Raw genomic sequence first — 23809 nt, 5'->3', positions numbered from 1 at the left:
TGCGCTACCAGAGAGGATCGACACATGGTCAGTGATTTCACCCGCCGTCTGACGCGGTTCATCGCCGCGCCACATCGGCTGGACGCGGCAAATGCCGGACAGGCCGCGCTTTGCGTCGAGGATACGGTGGCTGTCATCCACGGTGGCTGGCACGAACCGGTGGTCCGCCGTCTGGCGGCACTCGACGGGGACAGTGCGGCGACACCTACGGACGCCTTCGACAAATGCGGCGTCGAACAGGCCGCGTTTCTCACCGCGGTCTCCGGTCATGCGCTGGACTTCGACGATGTCCACACGCTCAGTGTCACGCATCCCAGTGTGGTCTTCGTGCCGTCGCTGCTGGCGATGGCGGACGCGCGGCCCGAGACGGCGCCCCGGGTCGCCCCCGCGCTTGCGGTGGGAACGGCCGTCAATGTCGCGCTGGGACGGGTCCTGGGCTTTGGTCACTACGACAAGGGCTGGCACGCCACATCGACGATCGGCGCCGTGGCCGCGGCGGCGGCGGTCGCGCACCAGCTCGACCTCGACGAGGAGGCCATCGGCAACGCCCTGTCTCTGGCCGCGTCGCTGGCCGGCGGATTGCAGATCAATTTCGGCTCGATGGCAAAACCGATCCAGGCCGGCAACGCCGCCCTTGTCGGACTGCGCGCCGCCCGCATGGCCGAGACCGGGATCACCGGCGCCCCCGATATCTTTGCGCCGCGCGGTTTTTTCGATCTTTATGCCGGCCCGGACGGGCTTGCGGGCGATCCCGCCGGGGTGGAGCCAAGGATCGATCTGGGCAGCGTGTCGCGCAAGCTTTATCCCTGCTGCTATCTCACGCACAGGATGATCGCCGCCGGGCGGCACCTTCACGCGCAACGCGGCGGAGACGTTGTGCCCGAGGGCTCCGTGATCGAAATGACGGTGCCCAAGGGCGTCATGGTGCCCCTGCATGTCATGGATCCCAAGGATGGAATGGAAGCCAAATTCTGCGCCGCCTATACCCTGTCCACGGCCCTGTATCAGGGCCGGGTCGGGCTTGCGGATTTCGAGGGCGACAGCCCCCAGCGCCCCGGGGTCCGCCGCCTCATGGACATGGTGACCATCGAAACCGAACCGGACGCGGGGCAGGATCGCGTCGGTGTGGACCACGGGGCGGTCCATGTCCGCCTGCGTCACGGAAACGAAACCCTCGCCGAAACCTCGGTCGCGGCGCATCCCGGTTCGCCCGCGGACCCGGCGAGCCCCGCCGAGATCGGCGACAAGATCGCCGATTGCCTCGATAAATACCGCAGGGACGGCGGCGCGCCGCCTGCTGCCGGGGCGTTCCGTCAGGATCTGCGCAGACGGCTGCATCTGCCGCCGCTGCGAGACAGGATGGCTCCCGACGGCAAACCGGAACACGGCACGTCAGCCGGCAACCAAGCACCGTCTGAAAGGACCACCTGATGGACTCGATGATCCACGACATGGCCGAGCGGCTTTTCCGCGACCATGTCAGTCATGGCCTGCGCGAGGACGCCGCTGCCGGGCACTGCCCCGAGCCCCTCTGGACGCAGATCGAGGAGGCCGGATTGCCCATGGCGCTGGTGCCCGAAGAGGCCGGCGGTTTCGGCGTGCCCGCCGCCGAGGCGCTGGGGCTGGTCCGCATCGCCGGGGCGCATGGCCTGCCGCTGCCACTGGCCGAAACCCTGATCGCGAACGCGGTGCTGGCCCGCGCGGGTCTCGCCCTGCCCGGCGGCAGGCTGACCATTGCCGAGGGCGCGGCGCTGCGGCTGGAACGGCGCGGGGCTGCCATCCATTTAAGCGGGCCGCTGACATTGGTACCTTTTGCACGCTGGGCCGACCGGATCGTGACCATCGCCGCGCTGGACGGCGCCGATCATGTTCTGTCCCTGCCGGTCAAGGATCTGACGGTCGCCCCGGCGCAGGATCTCGCCGGGATGCCGCGCGACGATGTAAAGGTCGATCTTGCGCTGACAGAGGCCGATGCCGCCCCCCTGCCGCGGTCGCTCGGCGGAATGCGCGGGCTGGGGGCGCTTGTCCGCAGTCTGGCCACGGCCGGCGCGATGGAGACCATCCTTTCGATGAGCGTCGAGTATGCCAACGACCGGGTCCAGTTCGGACGGCCGATCGGCAAGTTTCAGGCCATTCAACACTATCTCGCGACGATGGCCGGAGAAACCGCCGCGTCGCGCACCGCCGCCGAAATGGCCGCCGACAGCTATGACACGCCCGCCTTTGCGCTGACCGTTGCCGCCGCCAAGATCCGCGCCGGAGACGCGGCGGAAACGGTCGGTGCGCTGGCCCATCAGGTTCATGGGGCCATCGGCTATACCCAGGAACACGCGCTGCACCATTTCACCAAACGGATCTGGAGCTGGCGTGACGAGTTCGGCACCGAACTGGACTGGACCAGGGAGCTGGGACGGGCCGCCCTGTCGAGCCCCCAGGGCACCTTCTGGCATTTCATCACCGACAGCACGGCACAAGGCACCCCGGCATGACCCTCACCGCATTTCCTCCACCCCCGCCCGGTGCCGATCACGACGACCTCCGGCAAGAGGTCCGCGCGTTTCTGGCCGAAGAGCTGGCCGATTTCCCGCCCGAAAAGCGCGCGGAATCCTGGAACGGGTTCAGTCGTGACTTTTCGCGCAGGCTGGCGCAGCGCGGCTGGGTCGGCATGACCTTTCCCGAGGAGTACGGCGGGCACGCGCGCAGCGCGCTGGAACGTTATGTCGTGTCCGAAGAGCTGCTGGCCGCCGGTGCGCCGGTGATCTCGCACTGGATCGCCGACCGTCAGAGCGGACCCCTGATTCTGGCCAAGGGCACCGAAGACCAGAAACGCCAACTCGTGCCGCGCCTCGCCGCGGGCGAGCTGTTTTTCTGCATCGGGATGAGCGAGCCCGATTCCGGCTCGGACCTTGCGGCCACGCGCACCCTCGCCACCGAGGTCGAGGGCGGTTTCCGGGTCAACGGCACAAAGGTCTGGACGACTTATGCGCATGTGGCCGATTACATGATCCTGTTCTGCCGAACCGGCAAGAGCGAGGACCGCCACGGCGGGATGAGCCAGTTCCTCATTGATCTCAAGGCCACCGAAAACATCCAGATCAGCCCGATCATCGACCTGGGCGGCGAACATCATTTCAACCAGGTCATCTTCGACGACACGTTCCTGCCATCCGACGCGCTGCTGGGCGAAAAGGGCGAGGGCTGGTCGCAGGTCATGAGCGAACTGGCCTTCGAACGCAGCGGACCGGAACGGTTCCTGTCGTCCTTCGCGCTGATCGAGGAACTGATCCGCGTGCTGCGCCAGGACGCCACCGAGGCCCAGCAGGCCGAGATCGGCCGCCTGTCCGCGCATCTGATGGTGCTGCGGCAAATGTCGCGGTCGGTCGCCGGGATGCTGAACGAGGGCAAGAACCCCGCGCTTCAGGCCGCCATCGTCAAGGATCTGGGTGCGCTTTTCGAGCAGGATATTCCGCGTCTTGCCCGCAGCCTCGTCTCCCGCCCCGCCGTGCCCGGAGGCGGCGACAGCTACGCCGCGGTGCTGGCCTACACCGAACTTGCGGTGCCGTCATTCTCGCTCCGGGGCGGCACCCGCGAGATCCTGCGCGGCATCATCGCACGCGGACTGGGTTTGAGGTGACGCGGGTTCCTATGCAAAGATAGCCTCGGGGGCCTAATGCATGGACGGCCCCGTCTGATCGGGACGATAGCCAAGCGCCATCGAAAGTTGCTCGGCGCTCGCTTTGGCCGCTGTCACACAAAGTTTCCTGTTCCGGGCTGCGCGTTCCAGGGGCGCGCCGATCACCAGGGCCCCGGCCAGGTTTCCATCCGAACGGAACACCGGGACTCCGAACCCCGCGGCGTCGACATGCGCCGTGCCGACCGTTGTGGCATACCCGGTCTTGCGGATCTCTGAAATGATGCGCCGCAGTTCCTGTTCGTCGGTGATCGAATTACCGGTTAGCGGCGCCAGTTCCGTCCGCCGAAAATACGCATCAAGTTCCTGCGGCGTGACATAGGCCAGCATCACCAGACCCGATGCCGAACAGAACAATGGCCGGTCGGCACCCGTCTGGGCAACATAGCGGACGGCCTGCGGGCTTTCGATGACCGACGAATAAACCACACGATCACCATCCCGCACCGCGTAGAGGACCGTCTCGCCGGTCTGTTTGACAAGGTCGTTCATCACCCCGCGCAGAACCGATTCGAACGGATGGTTGGTCAGGATGGTCTGCGCAAACTGGAAAATCCGTGGTCCGAGGAAATACGCGTCTTTCTCGCGCATCAGGTAACCTTTTTCGGTGAGAGGGCGCAGCAGCACCAGCAGACTGCTCTTGGGGCAATCCAGCGCGCTGCTGAGCTCGGACAGGGACATGCGCCGGTCGCTTTGCGCCACCAGATCGAAAAGCGCCAGGATCCGGTTCAGCGACCGTGGCCCTTCCGATGTGCGTCCGGCAGGTCCAGTTGCCTCAGATTGCGCGGTTTTCATGATCGTTGTCTCCAGTTAGTCTATGCGCCCCGGGTACCTCCAAAACCCCCGCCGCAGTCCAGCCATATTTTGCCAGGATCGACTTTCTGCAGCGCATATGAGACAGGTCTAGGCCTCTCCCGGTTCCTTGTCCGTCGTGCGTGCCTTGATCATCCGCAGGGGCGTGTATTCCAGAACCTGCTCTCCGGTTTGCTTGAAAACCTTGTTCCGGGTCCGGACCAGGCCGCGGTTCGGTCGGCTCTTCGAGCGGCGCGACTCGGTCACCTCGACCTCGCAATGGACCGTGTCACCCGCGAATGTCGGCCCCAGAACCTTCAGTTCCATTTCCAGAAAGGCAAAGCCCGTGTGCTGCATCGTGGACTGGGTCAACAGACCCTCCATCAAGCAGTAGACCAGGGAGCCGGGGGCGGCGAAGCCCTGCATGTTGGATTCCTTTTCGCGGAATTCGCTGTTGATGAACAGCACTTCAAGCATGCCGGTGACGCTGACGAAATTCGTGATGTCGGTTTCGGTCACCGTGCGTCCGATGGTCCGAAACTTGCGCCCCACCGGCAGATCCTCATAGCAAAATCCAAGGCCCACAGTTTCCATGTCGCTCAATCCCATTCTTATCAATCGCCTCCCCGGCGAAAAACTTCGTCGCGCCGTTAAGGCGCTTTCGAAAGGTAGGGTATAAGCGCCAAAATTATCAATTGAAGCGGCAGATATCGCTGGTCCGACGTGAATCAATCACATTCGTGATAAACCCCGCTTCCTGCTCCCGTTCAGCGTTTTCGACACGACATTGCACATATGTGGTTTTTCACGGCCGCCGGCCGTTAGTGTTTGGTCGCGCCCGACCGCCAACCTACCGTCGACCGGCAAGCACTCGGCATCCACAGCCGCAAGGAGGTGCACCGGCATGAATTTCGGTTTTTCCGAGGAGCAGGATACCATTCGCGAAACCCTGGCCCGGATGCTTGGCGATCACGCCACCCTGGAGGTCGCGCACAACCGGCTCGACAGCGCGGAAGGGTTCGACACGGCAACCTGGTCCGCCCTGGCCGAAGGCGGCTGGCTCGGCCTCGCCATGTCGGAAGCAGAGGGCGGTTCGGGGATGGGCGCGGTGGAACTGGCCATCCTTGCCGAGGAAATCGGCCGCTGCCTGGCCGCCGTGCCTTGCCTCCCGGTCCTGTGCCTGGCGGTTCCGGCCCTTCAGTCCGCCGGGACGGAAGACCAGCGCAGATCGTTTCTGCCCGGCATTGCCGAGGGCCGCACGATCATGGCGACAGCGCTTGCCGAAGGCGGGGGTCTCGCCCCGGACACCGTATCGGCGAAAGTGGCGCGGGATCGCCTGTCGGGACGAAAAGCGCCGGTCACCTTCGGCGCCGCGGCGACCCACGCGCTTGTCGCCGCGACCGATGAAGAGGGCACATCGCGTCTCTATCTTGCGGATCTCGCAGCTCCGGGCGTGACGATCCGAGCGCTTGACCCGATCGACCGCACACGCCCGGCGGCCGAGATCGTCTTTGACAACACGCCGGTCGACCTGCTGCCCGGCTCGGATCCCGCGGCGATCCGGCGCCTTCTGGACGGCGCCGCGGTGCTGGCGGCCTTCGAACAGATCGGTCTTGCCGGGCGCGCGCTGGCCCTGACCACGTCTTACGCCGGCGACCGGCACGCTTTCGGGCGACCGATCGGCAGCTTTCAGGCGGTCAAGCACCGGCTCGCGGACATGTTCGCCAGGATCGAACTGGCGCGGTCCAACGCCTTCTTCGGCGCATGGGCGCTGGCGAGCGGCGACAGCCGACTGCCCGAAGCCGCCGCCGTCGCGCGCCTCACGGCGCTCGATGCGGTGCAATTCGCCACCGAGGAAACGATCCAGCTGCACGGCGGTATCGGGTTCACCTGGGATGCCGACCCGCACCTGTTTCTGCGGCGCGGCTGGCAGTTGAAGGCAGAACTCGGCCCCGCCGCAATGTGGCGCGAACGGCTGCTCGGGCATCTGGCCGACGCCCAAGGGGCCGCAAGCTGACAGGGAAGCTGACAGGGAAACCGGACACATGGATTTTAGCGACAGCCCGGAAGAAGCCGCCTTTCGCGCAAAAGCGCGGGACTGGCTGGATGCCAACGCGACCCTGCGGGACGGCAGCGAGAAGGCTCAGGATCACTTCATGGCCCGCGACGCCGACGAGGTCGCGCGGGCGCGCGACTGGCAGGCCCGCAAGGCCGAAGCGGGCTGGGCCGGGTTGACCTGGCCGCGCGCTTTCGGCGGGCGCGACGCCACGCCGATCGAACAGGTGATCTGGAACCAGGAGGAAGGGCGCTATGCCGTGCCACCGAATGCCTTCCTGATCGGCATCGGGCTGGTCGGGCCGACGGTCATGGTCCACGGCACGGAGGATCAGAAAAAAGCGGTTCTGCCGCGCGCCCTGACCGGCGAGGACATCTGGTGCCAGCTGTTTTCCGAACCTGCCGCCGGCTCCGACCTGGCCGGCATCCGAACCCGCGCGCGGCGCGATGGCGACGACTGGGTGATTTCCGGCCAGAAGGTCTGGACCTCGGGCGCGCATTATTCCAGCCACGGCATCCTTCTGGCCCGCACCGACCCGGAGGTGCCCAAGCACAAGGGCATGACGATGTTCCTGGTGGAAATGTCCGATCCGGCCATCCAGACACGTCCGATCCGCCAGATCTCGGGCGGTGCCAGCTTCAACGAGGTGTTCATCGACGACCTGCGACTGCCGGACAGCGCCCGACTGGGCGGCGAATCCGAAGGCTGGAAGGTGGCGCTGACGACGCTGATGAACGAACGGTTCAGCATCTCGGTCGGGCGCGCCAGCGGCGGGGCGCGCGCCGAGGAGCTGATCGCCCTTGCCGCCCGCGTCCAACGCAACGGGCGTCCGGCCATCGAGGACGGCGCAGTGCGCGCGCGCATCGCGGATTTCGTCGCGCGGCAACGCGGGCTGGAATTCACCTCCTACCGGGTCATGACGTCGCTGTCGCGCGGCGAGGCGCCGGGCGAGGAAGGCTCGATCGGAAAGCTGCTGCTGGGCAGGCTGCGGCAGGAGATGGGCGCCTTCGGGATGGAACTGGCGGGCACTGCGGCGGGCGTGTCGGCGGCCGACGACGACGATGCCGCGCGCTGGCGCAACGAGTATCTTACGGCGCCGGGCAACCGGATCGCCGGCGGGTCCGATGAGATCCAGCGCACGATCATCGGCGAACGTATTCTCGGGCTGCCGCCGGACATACGCGTGGACAAGACCGTGCCATTCTCGAAACTTTAGGCCTACCGCCCGGCCTTGCCGGACAACCAACAAGGAGGAGACTACCATGAACTTCAGATGGACAAGCATCGCGGCTGCCGGGTGTCTGGCGATGGCCGCACCGGTCGGCGCGCAGGACATCGAATTGCCCGACGTCATCGCCTGGTCGGCTTACGACACGGGGTCGGCCGGCCATGCGCATTCGATTGCCATCGGCAACATGATGCGCAGCCGTTTCGGAACGACGATTCGGGTGCTTCCGGGGCGCAACGACGTCTCGCGGATGACGCCTCTCAAGAATGGCACGGTGGATTACTGCCTGTGCGGCATCGCCTCCTATTTCGCCGGCGAAGGCGTCTTCCTGTTCGCCTCGCCGGAATGGGGCCCGCAGCCGATCCGCGCGGTGCTTCAGGCTGTCGGCGACTACGGTCTGGGTGTGGCCGTCGCGGCCGATGCCGGCATCGAGACGATTACGGACCTCAAGGGCAAACGGGTCGGTCGCGCCGCAAGCTCGCCGGCGATCGATGTCAACATGGAGGGTCTGCTGGCCTTTGCGGACCTGACATGGGACGACGTGGAGGCTGTCGAGTTCTCGGGCTATGTGAATTCCCTCAAAGGCATTCTTGAAGATCGCGTGGATGCCGCATTTGCGCTGACAACGACGACAGTGAACTACCAGATCGAGTCCAGCCCGCGCGGTCTCAAGTGGCTCGAAACCCCGGCGGACCAGACCGAAGCATGGGAGCGCTATACCAGCGTGACGCCGTATGTAACGCCGCACATGGTGTCGGTGGGGCCGGCCATCGACCCCGCCTCTCCGCTGCCGATGGCGCAATATCCCTATCCGATCCTCGTCACCGAAGCCGATCAGGATGCCGCCGAGGTGCGCAACATCGTCGCCGCGCTCGACGCCGGTTTTGACGACTACAAGGACGCCGCGCCCGGCGCCAATGCCTACGAAATAGATCGCCAGATCCTGTCCTGGGTGATGCCGTGGAGCGATGGCAGCATCGCCTACTTCAAGGAAAAGGGTCTGTGGACGCCCGAAGCGCAGGAAAACCAGGACAAGCTGGTGGATCGGCAGAAGGTTCTTGCAGACGCCTGGGGAGGCTTTGTCGACAGCGCTCCGGACGATGAGGAAGCGTTCACCGCGGCCTGGATGAAGGTGCGCGCCGAGGCGCTGGAAACCGCCGGTCACGACGTCTTTTTCCGCTGAGACACCGCGGCGCGGCGCCGTAAAGGTGCCGCGCGCTATCGGAAAGCCGGGACAACACGGGAATCGCGCATGTCACAGCAAACGCAGGACGCCTCGGCACCGCCGGTGGGCATGGGCACCCTGCCCCCTTACCTTCGCTGGCTGCTTGCCGCATCGGCGGTTCTGTTGTCCGCGGCATCGATCAACCATCTCTTCAATCTCGGGTTCTTCATGAACGTCCGGCTGCTGGAGATTCATTACCTCTACGTGATGCTGCTGCTGACGTTGCCGCTCGTTTACCTTGTCTTTCCATGCAGCAAGACAAACCCGCATGGGTCGACGCGATGGTGGGATTACTTTCTGGCCCTTCTGGCGCTGATCACCTGCGCGTTTTTTGCCTATTACGGGCGCAGCGTGGTCAACAAGGGCTGGGACTTCGCGGCCCCCACCCATGCCGTGATTGCCAGCTTCGCCTTCTGGTTCCTGCTGCTCGTGGCGGCGCGGCGCACTGGCGGGTGGATGCTCTTTGCGGTCATCCTGATGTTCTCCGTCTACCCGATGATCGCCAACTATGCGCCGGGCCCGATCCAGGGGTTCCAGCGCCCGCCGGTCGAGACGGCGATCTTCCACGCCATGAGCGGCGAAAGCGTTCTGGGCATCCCGATGCGCAGTTTCGTCAACCTTGTGGTCGGCTTCATGATCTTCGGGGTCGCGATGCAGCACACCGGCGCGGGGCCGTTCTTTATCGACATCGCCTTTGCCGCGCTCGGGCATGTCCGGGGTGGGCCCGCCAAGGTCGGCGTCCTGACCAGCGCGCTGACCGGCTCGATGAGCGGCAGCGTCATCACCAATGTGCTGACCACCGGGTCGATCACCATTCCGGCCATGAAAAAGGTGGGCTTCCGGCCCAGCTATGCCGCCGGAATCGAGGCCGCGGCCTCGACCGGGGCGGTGTTGATGCCCCCGATCATGGGCGCCACGGCGTTTGTCATGGCAAGCTTTCTGCTGACCGATTACACCAACATCGTGGTTGCGGCGGTGCTGCCCTCGCTGCTTTATTTCTTTGGCCTCTTCGCCCAGATCGACGCCTATTCGGCGCGCAACGGACTGAAAGGCGTGCCGCGCGCCGAACTTCCCAGGTTCGGCAATGTGATGCGCGAGGGCTGGTACTTCCTCGCGGTCTTCGGGCTTCTCATCTGGATGCTGCTCTATCTCAAGCGCGAGGCGATTGCCCCGTTCTATGCGACCGCGCTGCTGATCGGCCTGAACCAACTGATGTCGAAATCGCGCTGGGGGCGGCAGGAGCTGATGAACTTCCTGATCGCGACGGGTCGGCTGTTTGTCGAACTGGTCGCGATCCTCGCGGCGGTCGGGCTGATTGTCGGCGGGCTGGCGGTGACCGGCATGTCCGGCACGATTTCGAACGATCTGCTTTTCATTGCGGGCGGCAACACCTTCCTGCTGCTGCTTCTCGGCGCCCTGACCAGTTTCATCCTCGGGATGGGCATGACGGTGACGGCCGCCTATGTCATCCTCGCCGTGTCTCTGGCGCCGGCTCTGATCGCCGGCGGGCTCGACCCGATCGGCGTTCATCTGTTCATCCTCTACTGGAGCATGCTCAGCTACATCACCCCGCCCGTCGCGCTGGCGGCCTTCGCCGCGGCGGCGATTGCCCAGGCCCGACCCTTCGCTGCGGCCTATGAGGCGATGAAGCTGGGCACCGTCATCTATGTGCTGCCCTTCTTCTTCGTGCTCGATCCCGCCTACACCCTCCAGGCCGGGTTCGTAGACAGTCTCCTGACGATCCTGCGCGCGGGTATCGGCGTCCTGCTGATCTGCGCCGGATTGCAGGGGTATCTGCTGGGCGTCGGTCGTATCGAACCCGGCCCCAGAGGCGCGATCGCGCGGCTTCTGCTCGGGATTGCCGGTCTGGCCTTCGCGCTGCCGTCGACCGCGATGCTGGCCGTTCCGATCGCCGCGGCGGTGGGCGTCGGCGCCGCGGTCACGGCGCTGGCGGCGGTCATCGTGACCTTCTCGCGCAACCGAAAGGCCGCCTGAGATGAGCGCACAGGATGGCAAACCCGAGGTTCCCGCCCCGTTCAACACCCTGCTGGGCGTCCGCTTCGTATCGTGGTCCGAGGGCCACGCCGAGTTGCAACTTGCAATCACCCACGACCACCTGAACGGCGCCTTCGCGGTGCATGGCGGGGTCTTCGCAACCATGCTGGACAACGCGGTCACCTTCTGCGCCGCCTTCGCGGGCCAAGGCCGGCCCGGCCATCGCTGTCTGACGCTCTCGCTTACCACGAGTTTCGTGGCCTCGGCCGTCGAGGGCGATGTGCTGACAGCCCGGGCGCGCCTTGCCGGTGGCGGGCGCAAACTGGTCTTCGTGCAGGGCGAGATCCTCAATCAGGACGGGCGTCGTCTGGCGCATGGAGATGCCGTGATCAAGCGGGTCACTCCGCCATCGGGCCAACCCGAACGGCGGGGCGGCAACTGAGTTGCAACCAACGAACCAAGTGAGGAGACATAGATGATCAACCCGATGTCACTGGAAAATCAGGTAATTATCGTCACCGGCGCCGGACAGGGGATCGGCCGCGGCGTGGCGGAACTGGCGGCCGAGCTGGGCGCCAGGGTCGTCGTGAACGATCTGAACGAAGACGGCGTCAGGGAAACCGCCGAGAAGATCGGTGGCAATGCCCGCGCGCTCGTCGGAAACGTGGCCGACCCGGACTTTCCCGAAAAGCTGGTGAAATTCGCGCTTGACGAATTCGGGGACATCAACGGGCTGGTAAACAACGCCGGCATCGTGCGCGCCGCGATGATCCACAAGATGGACCGTGCCACATGGCAGCAGGTCATCGACGTCAATCTCACCGGTGTCTTCGCCTGCCTGCAGGCTGTGGGCACCTACTACAGGGATCAGGCCCAGAACGATCCGGACAGCGCGGCGCGCCGCGCCATCGTCAACGTCTCCTCCGATGCCGGCCGCCGCGGCACCATCGGGCAGATCAACTATGGCGCCGCCAAGTCCGGCGTGCTCGGCCTGACAATGAGCGCCGCGCGGGAATGGGGCCGCTACGGGATCAACGTCAACTCGGTCTGTTTCGGAATGGTCGAAACGCCGATGACCGAAACGATCCGCTCGGACAAGTTTGCCGACAAGTACATGGCACAGATTCCGATGGTCCGAATGAGCACTCCGGAGGAAGTGGCGCAGCCTGTCTGTTTCCTCTTGTCCAACGCAGCATCCTACATCACCGGCCAGCACCTGAGCGTGAACGGCGGGTTCCACATCGGGTTCTGAGATGACAGGCATGGAAAAGGGCCCGGGGCCCGATGCCGTCTTTGCCGCCAAGCTGGCCGACGGCGTCTTCGAGATTCAGAAATGCGGCGGCTGCGGCAGCCATGTCTTTCATCCGCGGGTGATCTGCCCGGCCTGTGGCAGCGCGGACCTTGAATGGGTGGCTCCCACGGGACGGGGAACGATCTATGCGCGGACAATCGTGCGCCGGAAACCCGAACGGGGCGGCGATTACAACGTGGTGCTGGTGGACCTCGACGAAGGCGTGCGCATGATGTCGCGCGTGGACGGGATCGCGCATGACGAGATCGCGGCCGGGCTGAAGGTCTCCGCGTCGATCGGCGAAGGGGCAGACGGCGGCCCCGCCGTGGTGTTCCGGCCTGAAGGAGGTGCATCATGAGTTTGCGGGGAAAAGCCGCCATCGTCGGCGCCGCGCTGGCGGGGTGCGGCGAGGCCCATGGCAAGAGCGCGATGGAAATCACCGTCGAGGCCGTGCATGGCGCATTGGCCGATGCCGGCGTGTCGCTTGGCGAGGTCGACGCCGTTGCCACCTGCCAGCCGCTGGACATGCTTTCGGGGCTGACGCTGGCGCAGGAACTGGGGCTGAACCCCAGGTTCACCATGAACAACCGCATGGGCGGCTCGTCGTTCCTGTCGCACACGCTCTGGGCCGCGATGCTGCTGGAGTTGCGGCTCGCCGACACCGTGCTGATCGCCTACGGGTCGAACCAGCGCACCGCCTCGGGCAAGCTGATGACCGCGCTCGGCCTGCCAACCTACGAGGCCCCCTACAAGCCGCTGTTCCCGCTGTCGTCCTACGCGCTTGCCGCGGACCGTCACATGACCCAGTTCGGCACCACGCGCGAACAGCTGGCCGACGTGGCGGTGGCGGCGCGCGCCTGGGCCCGGAAGAACCCCGAAGCCTTCATGCGCGATCCCCTGACGCGCGAGGATGTCATTGCCTCGCGGCCGGTCTCGGATCCGCTGCGGGTGCGCGACTGCTGCCTTGTCACGGACGGTGGCGGCGCGCTGATAATGCGGCGGGCCGAGACGGCGAAGGATCACCCCAGGCCACCGGTCTATCTGCTGGGGGGCGGTGAAGGCACCACCCACCGCGACATTTCCGAAATGCCCGACCTGACCGCGACCGGGGCCGCGCAGTCCGGTGCCGCGGCGCGCGACATGGCCGGGGTCACACCCGCCGACATTGACGTGGTGCAGCTTTACGATGCCTTCACCATCAACGTGATCCTGTTCCTTGAGGATCTGGGCTTTTGCAAAAAAGGCGAGGGCGGCGCCTTCGTCGAAGGCGGCGGCATCGCGCCCGGCGGTCATCTGCCGGTCAACACCAATGGCGGCGGGCTGTCCTGCGTCCATCCCGGCATGTACGGCATCTTCACGCTGGTCGAAGCGGTGCGACAGCTGCGCGGCGAAGCTGGAGACCGCCAGATCGACGGCGCCGAGCTGGCCCTGGCCCACGGCAACGGCGGTGTCCTGTCCAGCCAGGTGACGAATATCCTGGGCACCGAAGCGACGCTCTGACCAGGCCATCGGACAAGACGAAAGCGGCCCTCTGTAGGAAGGGCCGCTTTGCGTTTCTGCCTGAGGCGGCTCAGTTCGGGTAGGTTGCCAGGTCGATCTTGGAATAGATTTCCTGGCGCAGAAGGTCGGCAAAGGGCTGCGGATTGTCGCGGATCGGATGCAGCGGCTCAACCAGACCGTGCCATTTCTCGATCAGCTCGCGATAGGTTGCGATCAGCGGTTCCGGATCTTCGATGCCGCGTTCCTCTCGCGAGATGCGGGCGATCTCTTCAAGATCGGCGGTGCGGAAATCGATCAGATCCTGAAGAAACTCGGGCGAGGGTTCGTGCACCTCCAGACCAAGGTCGCCGGCCTCTTTCAGCACGTCCAGATCGTCGGTTTCGTAATACACCTCGGTCTGCGCAACGGCGTCGGGCAGGTTCTTGGCGAATTGCTCGCGTTGCTCCGGCGAAAGTGAGGCCCAGAATGTCGGGCCGGCGGCAAAGATCGAACCGGAATGATAGGTGCCCAGCGGCAACTCCGTCAGGTGCTTGGCAACCTCGATCAGACTGTGCCCCTTGAGCGCACCGACCGGCTGCACCGCAGCGGTGACGACACCGTGGCTCATCGTGTCGTACATCTCGCTCGACGGCACGTTTACCGGCTCTGCCCCAAGGCGTGTCGCCCAGCGGTCCCAGACCGACCCGCCCGTGCGCAGCTTGACCCCTTGCATATCGCTGATTTCGACGATCGGCTTGGTGGTCAGCAATACATAAGGCGCAGTGCTGATCCCGCTAAGCGCCACCATGCCGTTCTTTGCGAACTCGTCCTTGCACGGCTGGCAGTGCAGCATCACGAACTCGCTGGTTGCACCGGCCATGGCATAGTGGTCTTCGCCCAGAAGCGCCAGATCGGCAACGAGCTGCGCATAGGGCATTTCCGAGGGGAAATAGGTCAGCGCAAGTAGGCCGACATCGGCCACGCCGTCGCGCAGGCCCGACAGCGTCGGCTTGGGGCCAAGCAGGGCACCGCCGGCAAACAGCTTGAAGTCGAAGGCATCGGGAAATTCGGCCTCGGTCATGTCTGCAAAGGCTGCATGGCCGCGCGACGTTGCGTGGTTGGGCGAGGTCCAGTTGCTGATCGTCACCCGTTTTTCGGCCAGGACCGGGGTTGCCGTCAGCACGGCACTCGCCGCCAGTATCGTCAGTGTTTTTGTCAGTCTCATGTGGTCTCCTCCTCGTTTCAAAGTCCCGCTGTCGCGCGGGTTGCATCACGGCCTCAAAAGCCGCTTCAATTGGCAAGTTCCGGCAAGAACATGACCAGTTCGGGAAAGGCGATCATGATGACCAGCACCAGCACGTCGGCCGCCAGAAACCACATGACCCCCTTGAAAATCAGCGAAATCGGAACCGCATCACCGACGATTCCCTTGATCACGAAGACGTTGAGCCCGACCGGTGGCGTGATCAGCGCCATCTCGACCAGCTTGGTTGCAAGCACGCCCAGCCAGATCAGGCTGATATGGTTCGCCTCGTAGATCGGCAGAAGGATCGGCAGCGTCAGCAGCAGAATGCCCAGCGGATCGAGGATCATGCCCAGCAGACAAAAGATCACGGCCGTGCCGAAAACCAGCATCACATAGCTGGCCCCCATATCAATCACCAGGTCGGTCATCGCTTCGGGGATACCGCTGATCGCCAGAAACCTCGAAAACAGGTTGGCACCGACCGCGATGATGAAGATCGCCGCAGTCATTTTTGCAGTGTCCATCAGCGCGATCCTGGACACTTTCCAGTTCAGGGTGCCGCGCGCCGCCGCAATCACGAAGGACAACGCCGCCCCGACAGCCCCGGCCTGCGTGGGTGTGAATATCCCGGTGAACAGACCGCCGAAAACGCCCACCACCAGCAAGATCACGGGCCATGTCTCGCTCAGGGCCTCCAGCCGTTCGGACCATGTCGCGCTTTCGTCGAGCGACGGCGCGAGCGCGGGATTGATCCACACACGAACGATGATCACGGCCCAGTACCCCAGCATCGTCAGTACGCCCGGCACGATCGCGGCCAGAAACAGCTTGCTGATCGCGACCTCGGCAAAAATACCGTAGATGATCAGAAGGATGCTCGGCGGGATGAGCGACCCCATGGTGCCGGCTGCGGCAACCACGGCGGTACTCAGCCCGGGATCGTAGTCGCGCTTCAGCATTTCCGGCACCGCGATCCGGCCCATTGCCGCGGCGCAGGCCAGGCTGGAGCCCGCCGCCGCCGAAAACAGCGCCGCGCCGCCCACGCTGGCGACCGCCAGCCCGCCCGGCAGGAATGACAGCCAGACCCGGGCGGCCTTGAAGATCCCGCGCGTGATGTCGGTCTGGTAACAGACGTAGCCCATCAAGAGGAACATCGGGATCGAGCTCAGCGTCCAGTGCGCGGCGAAGTCATAGGGCACCGCCGTCAGCAGGCCGAAAGCCGCGCCGCTTCCCAGCATCGCCCAGAACCCGAAGAAGGACACGATACCCAGCGCGACCGCGATCGGAACGCGCAGCAAGACCAGCAGAATGACAGAGACGACGCCGCAAAGGCCGATCTGGAAAAAGCTCACCGTTCCGCTCCTATTCGTACATGTCGTGATTGGGGCCGGCCATGCCAGCGTCGGTGAAAGGCCTCTGGATCAGCTTGGCCAGCAAGAGCAGAACCATCAGCCCCGCACCAAGGGGCAGACAGAAGCGACCGGGCCAGACGGTCACCGCCGCCATGCCCATGGATTGCTCGCCGATGAGGTATTTTTCGACGGCATCGATCCAGGTCTGCCAGGTGAGCAGCCCGTAGAACACCGCAGACAGCGCCAGAGCCAGCATGTCGAGAGCGGTCCTCGCCCCCGTCGGGAGCAGATCGTGGATCAGGTCGACCTTGATGTGCTCGTTGGTGTATTCGACGAAGGGAAGCGGCAGAAAGACCAGCCCGACCATGTAATAATACGACACGTAATCCACCGTGCCCGGCAGGGGCTCGGCGATGAACTGGCTCAGGATGACATCGAGCGTGACGTGGACCATCATCAGGGCCGCCAAAGCCGTCGCGGCATAGGTGATGATCCGCGACACCCATCCGAGTCTGGCAATTACTGATTCCATCGCCGTATCTTTCCCTGTCATGTCGGGCCGCGCACCAGGTGGCTATGCCCCTCGGAACACCGGTTGTCTCTTGTTCAGAAAGGCGTCGATGCCTTCGGCGTGGTCTGCGCTCTTGATGATTTGCCCCTGGATGATGGCCTCGGTTTCCAGAAAGCTCTCAAGCGAAGGTTGCAGCGCGGCCCGCATCAACCGCTTGGCCCCGGCCAGCGCAAAGGTCGGACCTGCGGCCAGGTCTGCCGCATATTCCGCTGCGGCGTCGTCGAGCGCGTCGTCGGGATGCACCTGGCTCGCCAGACCCAGGCTCAGGGCCTCTTGCGCGGGCACCAGCCGGGCCGAGAAGGCAAGGTCTGTCGCCCGCTGGCGTCCGATCAGGTTCTGAAGAAAGAACGCCGCGCCGCCATCCGGGGCCAGGCCGATCTTGCGAAAGACCTGACCGAGTTTCGCTGTCTCTGAAAGCAGCAGGACATCGCAGGCCAGCGCCATGCTGAGCCCGATCCCCACCGCTGGCCCACGCACCGCCGCCACTACCGGCTTTTCGCAATTGTAGATCGACAGGATCATCTGATGTGCCCGGTGCAGACGCGCACGGTCGCCCCAGACATCGTCCTTGCCCATGGTCGAGATGTCCGCTCCCGCACAGAAGGCACGCCCCTCGGCTCTCAGCAGCACCGCCCGGACCTCGGGGTCGGTGTGCATCCGGCGGAAGCTGTCCATGAGCTCGACCCGCATCTCAAGGGTCAGCGCGTTCAGCTTGTCCGGCCGGTTCAGCGACACGATGGCCAGACCGTCCTTGCGTTCAACTGTGATGTCACTTGCCATGACCGCCCCTCCCTCAGGCGAAAATCCGTCAGTCGGCAAACAGCGCCCGTGCGATCCCGTTCTTATGAATTTGTGTCGTGCCTCCGGTGATCGTCAGCATCCGTACGTCCCGCACCATCCGCTCCAGCGGCAGCGAGCCGAAATAGCCGTAACCGCCGAACATCTGCATCGCGTCGTGGGTCACGCGCTGCGCCATCTCGGTGGCCTGGACCTTGGCGATCGAGGACAGCGTCGGATCGGGCTGGCCTCGGTCGATCAGCGACAGCGCGGTGTAGCACAGCGACCGGGCGGCCTCGATCTGCACCTTCATGTCCGACATCATCCATTGCAGGCCCTGCATGTCGGACAGCGCCTTGCCGAACTGGCGGCGGGTTTTCATGTAGTCACAGGCCAAATCGAACGCGCCCTCGGCCACGCCGAGCGCCAGAACCCCCATGCCGACGCGGGTGCCGTTATACACGCCAAGCGGACGGACAAAGCCGCTGGAATTTCCGGCCAGACCCTCGGTCACGATGTTTTCCGCCGGAACCCGCACATCGTCGAAATGGATCTCGCATTCGTTGCAGCCGCGCGTGCCCATCTTCTGTTCGAGGATGTGCACCGTGACGCCGGGGCTCTCGCGTTCCACCAAAACCGTGCCGATGCCGCGCGCCCCTTTGCTGTCGCAGAACCGCGCATAGACCAGAAGGTAATCGGCCCGGTCACCGAAGGTGGTGAAAATCTTGCCGCCGTTCAGCACGAAGCCGTTGCCGTCTGGCCGCAGCGAGGTCGTCACGGCCGTCGCGTCCGACCCCGCCTCGGGTTCTGTCCAGGAAATCGCGCATTCGATCTCGCCCGCCGCGAAGCGCGGCAGGAAGGCGCGTTTTAGGTCGTCGCTGCCGCAGGTGGCGATGATCCGGGGCGAGACGTTCTGATCGTGGACGATCAGCGCGGTGTTGAAATCAACCTTCGCCAGTTCCTCGATCACCAGATAGCAATCCACCAGCGAAACCCCGCCGCCGCCAAATTCCTCGGGGATGGTCATGCCCAGATAGCCGAGTTCGCCCAGGCGATGGTGGTTCTCGTCGGGGTAGATGCCTTCCCGGTCCCAGCGCGCGGCGCGGTCGCGGAATTCACCCAGCGCCAGCTTGCGCGCCGCGTCCTTCAGCGCGATCTGATCCGTGGTCAGCAAGGAAGGATGCATGCGCCCTACCCTCCCCGCCGCTGGTTGAAGCTGTGGCCATAGACCATGGCGGCGATCGTGTTGCGCAGGATCTCGACCGTGCCACCGCCAAGCGCGAAGCCGCGCGCGTCGCGCACCATGCGTTCCAGCGGGTATTCACGCGTATAGCCGTTGTGGCCGTGGATCTGCAGCGCCTCGTTCGTGACCCGTTGCGCCATTTCGTTGGCGTAGAGCTTGGCCATGGTTGCATCCATCGGGTCGGGAAAGCCGTTTGGCGCGGGGTTGGTGGCGGCGCGATAGACCATCAGCCGCGCGGCATGGATCTGTGTCGCCATGTCGGCGATCTTCCATTGCAGGCCCTGAAACTCGTTGATGGGACGTCCGAACTGATGACGGATCTCGGAATATTCCTTGGCCGCCTCGAAGGCGCCTTGCGCCAGACCCACGCACATCGCCGCATTGCCCACACGCTCGGGTCCGAAACTGCTCATCAGAAGCGCGAAAGAGCGCGAGCTTTCCGGATCGCCCTCGACCAGCACATCCTCGGGACCGGCCTTGTAGTTTTCAAGGATGATCTCGGCCTCGGTCAGACCCCGGCCACCCATCTTGAGCGATATGTGGCCGATCCGCGCGCCGGGTTTCTTCAGATCGACGACAAAGGCGCCGATCCCCCTCGCCCCGCTGGCCTTGCCGAAGCGGCAGAAGACCAGCGCGTAATCAGCGATATGCGCGCCGGTGGACCAGCATTTGTTGCCGTTCAGCACCCAGCCGTCACCATCCCTGGTGGCCGTGGTGCGCAGGTCGGTGACTGCGGATCCCGCTTCGGGTTCACTTATGGCGATGGCGATGAACTTCTTGCCCGCCGCCATGTCCGGCAGAAACCGCTTTTTCTGTTCGTCGTTGCCCAGAACGCTGATCGCCCGCGAGGGACCGTTCAGGTAAAGCTGCGAGACCAGCGCGGTGTTGAAACAGACCCGCGCCATTTCCTCCAGAAAGACGGTGCCCTGCACCACGGGCGCGCCGGACCCACCGTATTCCTCGGGGATGAACATGCCCAGATAGCCAAGCTCGGCCAGCTTGTCGCGATTGGCGGCCGGAAATTCCTCTTTCTCGTCCCAATAGGCGGCCTTGGGGGCGAATTCCCGTTCGGCCAGCTTGCGGGCCTCGTGGCGAAAATCTTCCAGTTCCGGATCGAGCTTGAACATGTCAGTTTTTGTCCTCTGAGAGTGGGGAAAGCCCGGCGTCGCGCAATGCGCCCAGAACGCGGGCCGTATCGGCGCCTGCTGCCGGGGCGGGCCTGGGGGCCACGCGGTCGTGACGGGCAAATTCCATCGGCAATCCGGGTACGGGGATCGTGCCCAGATCCGGGTGCGGAAGATCGTGGATCATGCCGCGGGCGCGCATGTCGTCGTCGGCCACCACCTCGGCCAGGGTGCGCACCGGGGCGCCCGGCACGCGCGCGTCGCTCAATGCCGCGAAAATCCCGGCGCGGGTATGCTGCGCGGTCCATTCCGCCACCCAGCCATCGACCTCGGCGCGCCGCGCACAGCGCGCGGGGCCCTCGGCCAATTCGGGATCCTCGGCCAGATCCGGGCGGCCCATCGCGCGGCTCAATTGCTGCCAGTGGCGATCGTTCAGGCACATGATCGCCACCTGCCCGTCCCGCGCCGGAAACAGGTCGTAGGGCGCGACCTTGAGCACGGCCTGGCTGTTGCCGGCCCGGTCCGCGAACCCTTCGGGCGCCAGCAGAAAACTGGAGATATTCGACGCCAGCGCGTGATGCGTGACGTCCTGCATGGCGATCTGAACGAAGTCGCCGCGCCCGGTCGTGCCGCGGGCATGCAGCGCCGCCATGATGCCGCCGAACAGGTGGATGCCGCCGAGGAAATCGGTGATCGCCGCGCCGCATTTCACCGGCGGGCCATCGGGGAACCCGGTCACCGACATCAGCCCGGTCAGCGCCTGAATGGGAAAATCCATCGCCGGCGCATCGCGGTAGACGGAATCGGCGGCGTAGCCTTTGCCAGACCCCATGACCAGACGCGGATTGCGGGCCGAGAGCGTCTTCCACCCCAGCCCCAGCTTTTCCATCGTGCCGGGCCGCGCGTTTTCGATCAGCACATCGGCGGTATCCGCCAGCGCCAGAAGCGCGGAACGCCCGTCGTCCGACCGCAGATCGAGCACCACGCTTTGCTTGCTGGAATTCAGCATCATCGCCGCCGGGTTTTCGCGCCCGCCCGCGATGCCGCGGATGCTGTCGCCGCCGGGGGGTTCGACCTTGATGACCTCGGCCCCCATGAGCGCGAACATCAGCCCGCAATAGGGGCCGAGGTAGACCTGGCCCAGGTCGATCACCCTGAGACCGGACAGGGGACCGCCCGCCGTCGGCATCATGATCCGCAAAAGCGCGGCTGGCGCTTTTCTTTGAAAGAGGCCACAGCCTCGCGGTGATCCTCGGTCTGCATGATAAAGGCTTCGGCGGTGGCCTCGATCTCAAGATAAGTCGCAAAGTCGCAATCCATGCCGCGGTTCAACATCGCCTTGCCCAGCCCGAAGGCACGGGTCGGCCCTTCGGCCAGACGCGTGGCCAGCGCAGAGGCTTCCGCCTCCAGCGCGTCTTCGTCGTGAATGGCATGAACGATCCCCAGATCGCGTGCCTCCTGCGCGCCGATCACCTGGGCGGTCATGAACATGGCCTTGGCGCGCTGCGTCCCGACCACCCGCGACAGCAGGTAAAGCCCCCCGCCATCGGGCACGATCGCCACCCGCGCATAGGCCTGACAGAACCGGGCCGAGGGGGCGGCAAGGATCACATCGGCCAGAAGCGCGATGTTGAACCCCACACCGAACGCGGGCCCTGCAACCGCCGCAATCACCGGTTTTTCAAGGTCATAGAGCATCCGGGTGACGCGGTGCTGCTGCTTCATGCGGTCGCGCATGGCGACGGGGGTTGAGTCGGCAAAGGTGTTGATGTCGCCGCCCGCGCAGAACGCGCCACCTGTTCCGGTGATCAGAAGCGCGCGGACACGGTCATCATCCCGCACGTCCGTGACGATGCGCTCCATCTCCTTGCGTGCGTCCTGGTCGAGCGCATTCTTCTTCTCGGGAAAATCGAAGGTCATCCGACCGACACCCTCCGAGCGGCTATAGAGCAATGGCACCGCTTCTTCCTCCCGAATGAGTCGGCTTCTGACACGCTAAGGGTTGGGTGGCTCACCGCACATGCCCCGGCATCGAAAAACAGACTCGTGTGAAATTCACGGTGCCGTCTTTTCCCGTTGTGATCTTCCGGCAGGGATGTTTCGCTCTGCATGAGTGTCTACCAAACACTTTGGCGAAACCTCGGCTTCGCCGGAAATATCTGAAATTATGAAGAAAATGGACCATGTACAAAGACTCCCCTCTGGGCCGTCTGCGCCTGCCTGTGATCGGCTCCCCGATGTTTCTGGTGTCCGGCCCCGACCTGGTCATCGCCCAGTGCAAGGCCGGCGTGATCGGCAGCTTTCCGGCATTGAACGCGCGCGAGGCCGATGGAGAGCCGCCTCTGCTGGACGCCTGGCTCAAACGCATCACCGAAGAGCTCGACGCGCATAATCAGGCCAATCCGGATCGGCCGGCCGCGCCCTTCGCGGTCAACCAGATCGTGCACCGCTCGAATGACCGGGTCGAACGCGACGTCGAGATCTGTGCCCGCTGGAAGGTGCCGGTCTGGATCACCTCGATGGGCGCGCGGGAAGACGTGAATCAGGCGGCGCACGGCTGCGGCGGCACCGTGCTGCACGACGTGATCAACAACCGGTTTGCCAGGAAGGCCATAGACAAGGGGGCCGACGGGCTGATCGCGGTCTGCGCCGGTGCGGGTGGCCACGCCGGCGCGCTGTCGCCCTTTGCGCTGGTTCAGGAGATCCGCGAATGGTTCGACGGCCCGCTGGCCCTTTCGGGATCCATCGCCACCGGGCGCTCCGTTCTGGGCGCGCAGGCCATGGGCGCCGACTTCGCCTATATCGGTTCGCCCTTCATTGCCACCACCGAAGCTGTCGCCGCCGAAAGCTACAAGCAGATGATCGTCGACAGCGGCGCCGACGACATACTCTACACCAGCCATTTCAGCGGCGTGAACGCCAATTATCTCAAACCGTCGGTGCGGGCGGTCGGGCTTGATCCGGACAACCTGACCGGCGACGGGAACATGCTCAACCTCTCGACCGGCGACGTCCGCCCGAAGGCCTGGCGCGACATCTGGGGCAGCGGCCAGGGGATCGGCGCGGTGCATGCGGTGACGACGACAGCGGAATACGTCGACCGTCTCGACAGGGAATACCGTGCCGCGAAGGAGGCGCTCTGCGCCTGACGGATGCGGGCGGCAGGTTGCCCTGCCGCCATTTGGCGTTCCGTCTGCCGGTCACCGAGGCTTCGGACCCGCCGTCAGTTGTCTTTCCGATTGACGATCAGGTCCGCATTCTCGGGCAGTTCGTCAATGACGCTCACCGCATCGGCACGGATCCTTGCATGCAGCTGAAAGGCCTCGGCGGCGGCTTTCTCGGCGGCGGATGCGTCGGCGCCAGCTTCAAGCACAAGGGAAACGCGGATCATGTCGCGATCGTTTTCCCGGGTCACCACGGCCTGCGCAGCCTTCGCGCCCGGCGTGGCGATGACGGCTTCCTCGATCACGCGGGGATAGACGAAAATCTCGCGCACCTTGACCGCCGCGCCGACCCGCCCCTGCAATGCGGAGATGCGCTTGACGCTGCCATCCGCGTTGCTTTCCAGCGCGAATGCACTGTCGCCGGTGCCGAACCGGATCATCGGCCATGTGGCGTCGCGGGCGGTCACGACAACCTCGCCCGGCTCGCCATTGGCGACCTGCGCGCCACTGACCGGATCGCAGATTTGCACCACGCGGTCGGGGTGAACCACATAGCCTTCGCCGCCATCCTCATA

The 23809-nt window shown here is 64.8% G+C and carries 22 protein-coding genes and 1 pseudogene; 12 read left to right on the top strand and 11 right to left on the bottom strand.

The genetic code is table 11. From position 1 onward, the window contains the following. Window positions 1-24 precede the first annotated feature (24 nt). From ACEQXV_RS11980 to ACEQXV_RS11970, 3 genes are read left to right on the top strand one after another with little or no spacing between them, the layout of a single operon-like run. On the top strand, window positions 25-1431 hold the full coding sequence (locus ACEQXV_RS11980; RefSeq protein WP_370269349.1) for an MmgE/PrpD family protein: 1407 nt from the start codon (window positions 25-27) through the stop codon (window positions 1429-1431). Then, window positions 1431-2489, top strand: a complete 1059-nt coding sequence (locus tag ACEQXV_RS11975; RefSeq protein ID WP_370269348.1) for an acyl-CoA dehydrogenase family protein — start codon at window positions 1431-1433, stop codon at window positions 2487-2489. The genes ACEQXV_RS11980 and ACEQXV_RS11975 overlap by 1 nt, the downstream gene beginning before the upstream one ends. After that, the gene (locus ACEQXV_RS11970; protein ID WP_370269347.1) at window positions 2486-3634 is read left to right on the top strand and encodes an acyl-CoA dehydrogenase family protein; all 1149 of its coding nucleotides are present in this window, start codon (window positions 2486-2488) and stop codon (window positions 3632-3634) included. The genes ACEQXV_RS11975 and ACEQXV_RS11970 overlap by 4 nt, the downstream gene beginning before the upstream one ends. A 33-nt stretch (window positions 3635-3667) precedes the next feature. Here the strand turns inward: ACEQXV_RS11970 and ACEQXV_RS11965 are convergent, their stop codons facing one another. Then, window positions 3668-4486 carry an IclR family transcriptional regulator gene (locus ACEQXV_RS11965; RefSeq protein WP_370269345.1) on the bottom strand — a complete coding sequence of 273 codons (819 nt, stop codon included), beginning with the start codon at window positions 4484-4486 and terminating at the stop codon, window positions 3668-3670. Between the two features lie 108 nt (window positions 4487-4594). Beyond that, on the bottom strand, window positions 4595-5077 hold the full coding sequence (locus tag ACEQXV_RS11960; protein ID WP_372525740.1) for a MaoC family dehydratase: 483 nt from the start codon (window positions 5075-5077) through the stop codon (window positions 4595-4597). Between the two features lie 310 nt (window positions 5078-5387). Here ACEQXV_RS11960 and ACEQXV_RS11955 point away from each other — a divergent pair, with 310 nt between their 5' ends. From ACEQXV_RS11955 to ACEQXV_RS11920, 8 genes are all read left to right on the top strand, one after another. Continuing rightward, complete coding sequence (locus ACEQXV_RS11955) at window positions 5388-6500, top strand: acyl-CoA dehydrogenase family protein (protein WP_370269343.1); 1113 nt, start codon at window positions 5388-5390, stop codon at window positions 6498-6500. Between the two features lie 28 nt (window positions 6501-6528). Then, complete coding sequence (locus tag ACEQXV_RS11950; RefSeq protein WP_370269341.1) at window positions 6529-7755, top strand: acyl-CoA dehydrogenase family protein; 1227 nt, start codon at window positions 6529-6531, stop codon at window positions 7753-7755. A gap of 46 nt (window positions 7756-7801) precedes the next feature. Beyond that, window positions 7802-8950 carry a TAXI family TRAP transporter solute-binding subunit gene (locus ACEQXV_RS11945; protein ID WP_370269340.1) on the top strand — a complete coding sequence of 383 codons (1149 nt, stop codon included), beginning with the start codon at window positions 7802-7804 and terminating at the stop codon, window positions 8948-8950. A 69-nt stretch (window positions 8951-9019) separates the two neighbouring features. Next, window positions 9020-10987 carry a TRAP transporter permease gene (locus ACEQXV_RS11940; protein ID WP_370269339.1) on the top strand — a complete coding sequence of 656 codons (1968 nt, stop codon included), beginning with the start codon at window positions 9020-9022 and terminating at the stop codon, window positions 10985-10987. Window position 10988: 1 nt separating this feature from the next. Beyond that, window positions 10989-11429, top strand: coding sequence for a PaaI family thioesterase (locus tag ACEQXV_RS11935; protein ID WP_370269337.1), 441 nt, complete (start codon window positions 10989-10991; stop codon window positions 11427-11429). Between the two features lie 33 nt (window positions 11430-11462). After that, entirely contained in the window at window positions 11463-12239 is a 777-nt protein-coding gene (locus ACEQXV_RS11930; protein WP_370269335.1) for an SDR family NAD(P)-dependent oxidoreductase, read from the top strand. Window positions 12240-12249: 10 nt separating this feature from the next. Beyond that, the gene (locus ACEQXV_RS11925) at window positions 12250-12636 is read left to right on the top strand and encodes a Zn-ribbon domain-containing OB-fold protein (protein WP_245582908.1); all 387 of its coding nucleotides are present in this window, start codon (window positions 12250-12252) and stop codon (window positions 12634-12636) included. Further along, entirely contained in the window at window positions 12633-13778 is a 1146-nt protein-coding gene (locus ACEQXV_RS11920; protein ID WP_370269333.1) for an acetyl-CoA acetyltransferase, read from the top strand. The genes ACEQXV_RS11925 and ACEQXV_RS11920 overlap by 4 nt, the downstream gene beginning before the upstream one ends. A 70-nt stretch (window positions 13779-13848) precedes the next feature. Here ACEQXV_RS11920 and ACEQXV_RS11915 read toward each other — a convergent pair whose 3' ends face one another. The 8 genes from ACEQXV_RS11915 to ACEQXV_RS11880 form a co-directional block, all read right to left on the bottom strand. Then, window positions 13849-14982 (bottom strand): C4-dicarboxylate TRAP transporter substrate-binding protein, encoded by a 1134-nt coding sequence (locus tag ACEQXV_RS11915; protein ID WP_370269331.1) that lies wholly within the window; start codon window positions 14980-14982, stop codon window positions 13849-13851. 65 nt (window positions 14983-15047) lie between these two features. Further along, window positions 15048-16355, bottom strand: coding sequence for a TRAP transporter large permease (locus ACEQXV_RS11910; protein ID WP_370269329.1), 1308 nt, complete (start codon window positions 16353-16355; stop codon window positions 15048-15050). Window positions 16356-16365: 10 nt separating this feature from the next. After that, window positions 16366-16887: a TRAP transporter small permease gene (locus ACEQXV_RS11905; RefSeq protein WP_372525735.1), complete on the bottom strand. Its 522-nt coding sequence runs from the start codon at window positions 16885-16887 to the stop codon at window positions 16366-16368. A 42-nt stretch (window positions 16888-16929) separates the two neighbouring features. Next, on the bottom strand, window positions 16930-17706 hold the full coding sequence (locus tag ACEQXV_RS11900; RefSeq protein ID WP_370269325.1) for an enoyl-CoA hydratase/isomerase family protein: 777 nt from the start codon (window positions 17704-17706) through the stop codon (window positions 16930-16932). A 28-nt stretch (window positions 17707-17734) separates the two neighbouring features. Continuing rightward, window positions 17735-18889 (bottom strand): acyl-CoA dehydrogenase family protein, encoded by a 1155-nt coding sequence (locus tag ACEQXV_RS11895; protein WP_370269323.1) that lies wholly within the window; start codon window positions 18887-18889, stop codon window positions 17735-17737. Window positions 18890-18894: 5 nt separating this feature from the next. After that, complete coding sequence (locus ACEQXV_RS11890) at window positions 18895-20073, bottom strand: acyl-CoA dehydrogenase family protein (protein WP_370269321.1); 1179 nt, start codon at window positions 20071-20073, stop codon at window positions 18895-18897. 1 nt (window position 20074) lies between these two features. Continuing rightward, a complete protein-coding gene (locus tag ACEQXV_RS11885) occupies window positions 20075-21262 on the bottom strand; it encodes a CaiB/BaiF CoA transferase family protein (protein ID WP_370269320.1) in 1188 nt (395 codons plus the stop codon). Beyond that, window positions 21259-22029, bottom strand: coding sequence for an enoyl-CoA hydratase/isomerase family protein (locus ACEQXV_RS11880; protein WP_370269318.1), 771 nt, complete (start codon window positions 22027-22029; stop codon window positions 21259-21261). Before ACEQXV_RS11880 ends, ACEQXV_RS11885 begins: the two co-directional genes overlap by 4 nt. A gap of 224 nt (window positions 22030-22253) precedes the next feature. On the opposite strand from ACEQXV_RS11880, the gene ACEQXV_RS11875 reads away from it, so the two are divergent. Then, a complete protein-coding gene (locus ACEQXV_RS11875) occupies window positions 22254-23219 on the top strand; it encodes an NAD(P)H-dependent flavin oxidoreductase (RefSeq protein WP_370269317.1) in 966 nt (321 codons plus the stop codon). Window positions 23220-23293: 74 nt separating this feature from the next. On the opposite strand, the pseudogene ACEQXV_RS11870 reads toward ACEQXV_RS11875, so the two are convergent. After that, window positions 23294-23809 (bottom strand): annotated as a pseudogene (locus tag ACEQXV_RS11870) (phenylacetate--CoA ligase family protein); the annotation flags it as partial.

It is taken from the genome of Nioella sp., assembly GCF_964229645.1.
Taxonomy (GTDB): domain Bacteria; phylum Pseudomonadota; class Alphaproteobacteria; order Rhodobacterales; family Rhodobacteraceae; genus Nioella.
This window is presented reverse-complemented; position numbering and strand designations above follow the sequence as displayed.

Excerpts from the sequence above, each read along its gene's own strand:
- ACEQXV_RS11980 (WP_370269349.1), top strand. The coding sequence starts at position 25 with ATGGTCAGTGATTTCACCCGCCGTCTGACGCGGTTCATCGCCGCGCCA.
- ACEQXV_RS11975 (WP_370269348.1), top strand. The coding sequence starts at position 1,431 with ATGGACTCGATGATCCACGACATGGCCGAGCGGCTTTTCCGCGACCAT.
- ACEQXV_RS11970 (WP_370269347.1), top strand. The coding sequence starts at position 2,486 with ATGACCCTCACCGCATTTCCTCCACCCCCGCCCGGTGCCGATCACGAC.
- ACEQXV_RS11965 (WP_370269345.1), bottom strand. The coding sequence starts at position 4,486 with ATGAAAACCGCGCAATCTGAGGCAACTGGACCTGCCGGACGCACATCG.
- ACEQXV_RS11960 (WP_372525740.1), bottom strand. The coding sequence starts at position 5,077 with ATGGAAACTGTGGGCCTTGGATTTTGCTATGAGGATCTGCCGGTGGGG.
- ACEQXV_RS11955 (WP_370269343.1), top strand. The coding sequence starts at position 5,388 with ATGAATTTCGGTTTTTCCGAGGAGCAGGATACCATTCGCGAAACCCTG.
- ACEQXV_RS11950 (WP_370269341.1), top strand. The coding sequence starts at position 6,529 with ATGGATTTTAGCGACAGCCCGGAAGAAGCCGCCTTTCGCGCAAAAGCG.
- ACEQXV_RS11945 (WP_370269340.1), top strand. The coding sequence starts at position 7,802 with ATGAACTTCAGATGGACAAGCATCGCGGCTGCCGGGTGTCTGGCGATG.
- ACEQXV_RS11940 (WP_370269339.1), top strand. The coding sequence starts at position 9,020 with ATGTCACAGCAAACGCAGGACGCCTCGGCACCGCCGGTGGGCATGGGC.
- ACEQXV_RS11935 (WP_370269337.1), top strand. The coding sequence starts at position 10,989 with ATGAGCGCACAGGATGGCAAACCCGAGGTTCCCGCCCCGTTCAACACC.
- ACEQXV_RS11930 (WP_370269335.1), top strand. The coding sequence starts at position 11,463 with ATGATCAACCCGATGTCACTGGAAAATCAGGTAATTATCGTCACCGGC.
- ACEQXV_RS11925 (WP_245582908.1), top strand. The coding sequence starts at position 12,250 with ATGGAAAAGGGCCCGGGGCCCGATGCCGTCTTTGCCGCCAAGCTGGCC.
- ACEQXV_RS11920 (WP_370269333.1), top strand. The coding sequence starts at position 12,633 with ATGAGTTTGCGGGGAAAAGCCGCCATCGTCGGCGCCGCGCTGGCGGGG.
- ACEQXV_RS11915 (WP_370269331.1), bottom strand. The coding sequence starts at position 14,982 with ATGAGACTGACAAAAACACTGACGATACTGGCGGCGAGTGCCGTGCTG.
- ACEQXV_RS11905 (WP_372525735.1), bottom strand. The coding sequence starts at position 16,887 with ATGGAATCAGTAATTGCCAGACTCGGATGGGTGTCGCGGATCATCACC.
- ACEQXV_RS11900 (WP_370269325.1), bottom strand. The coding sequence starts at position 17,706 with ATGGCAAGTGACATCACAGTTGAACGCAAGGACGGTCTGGCCATCGTG.
- ACEQXV_RS11895 (WP_370269323.1), bottom strand. The coding sequence starts at position 18,889 with ATGCATCCTTCCTTGCTGACCACGGATCAGATCGCGCTGAAGGACGCG.
- ACEQXV_RS11890 (WP_370269321.1), bottom strand. The coding sequence starts at position 20,073 with ATGTTCAAGCTCGATCCGGAACTGGAAGATTTTCGCCACGAGGCCCGC.
- ACEQXV_RS11885 (WP_370269320.1), bottom strand. The coding sequence starts at position 21,262 with ATGATGCCGACGGCGGGCGGTCCCCTGTCCGGTCTCAGGGTGATCGAC.
- ACEQXV_RS11875 (WP_370269317.1), top strand. The coding sequence starts at position 22,254 with ATGTACAAAGACTCCCCTCTGGGCCGTCTGCGCCTGCCTGTGATCGGC.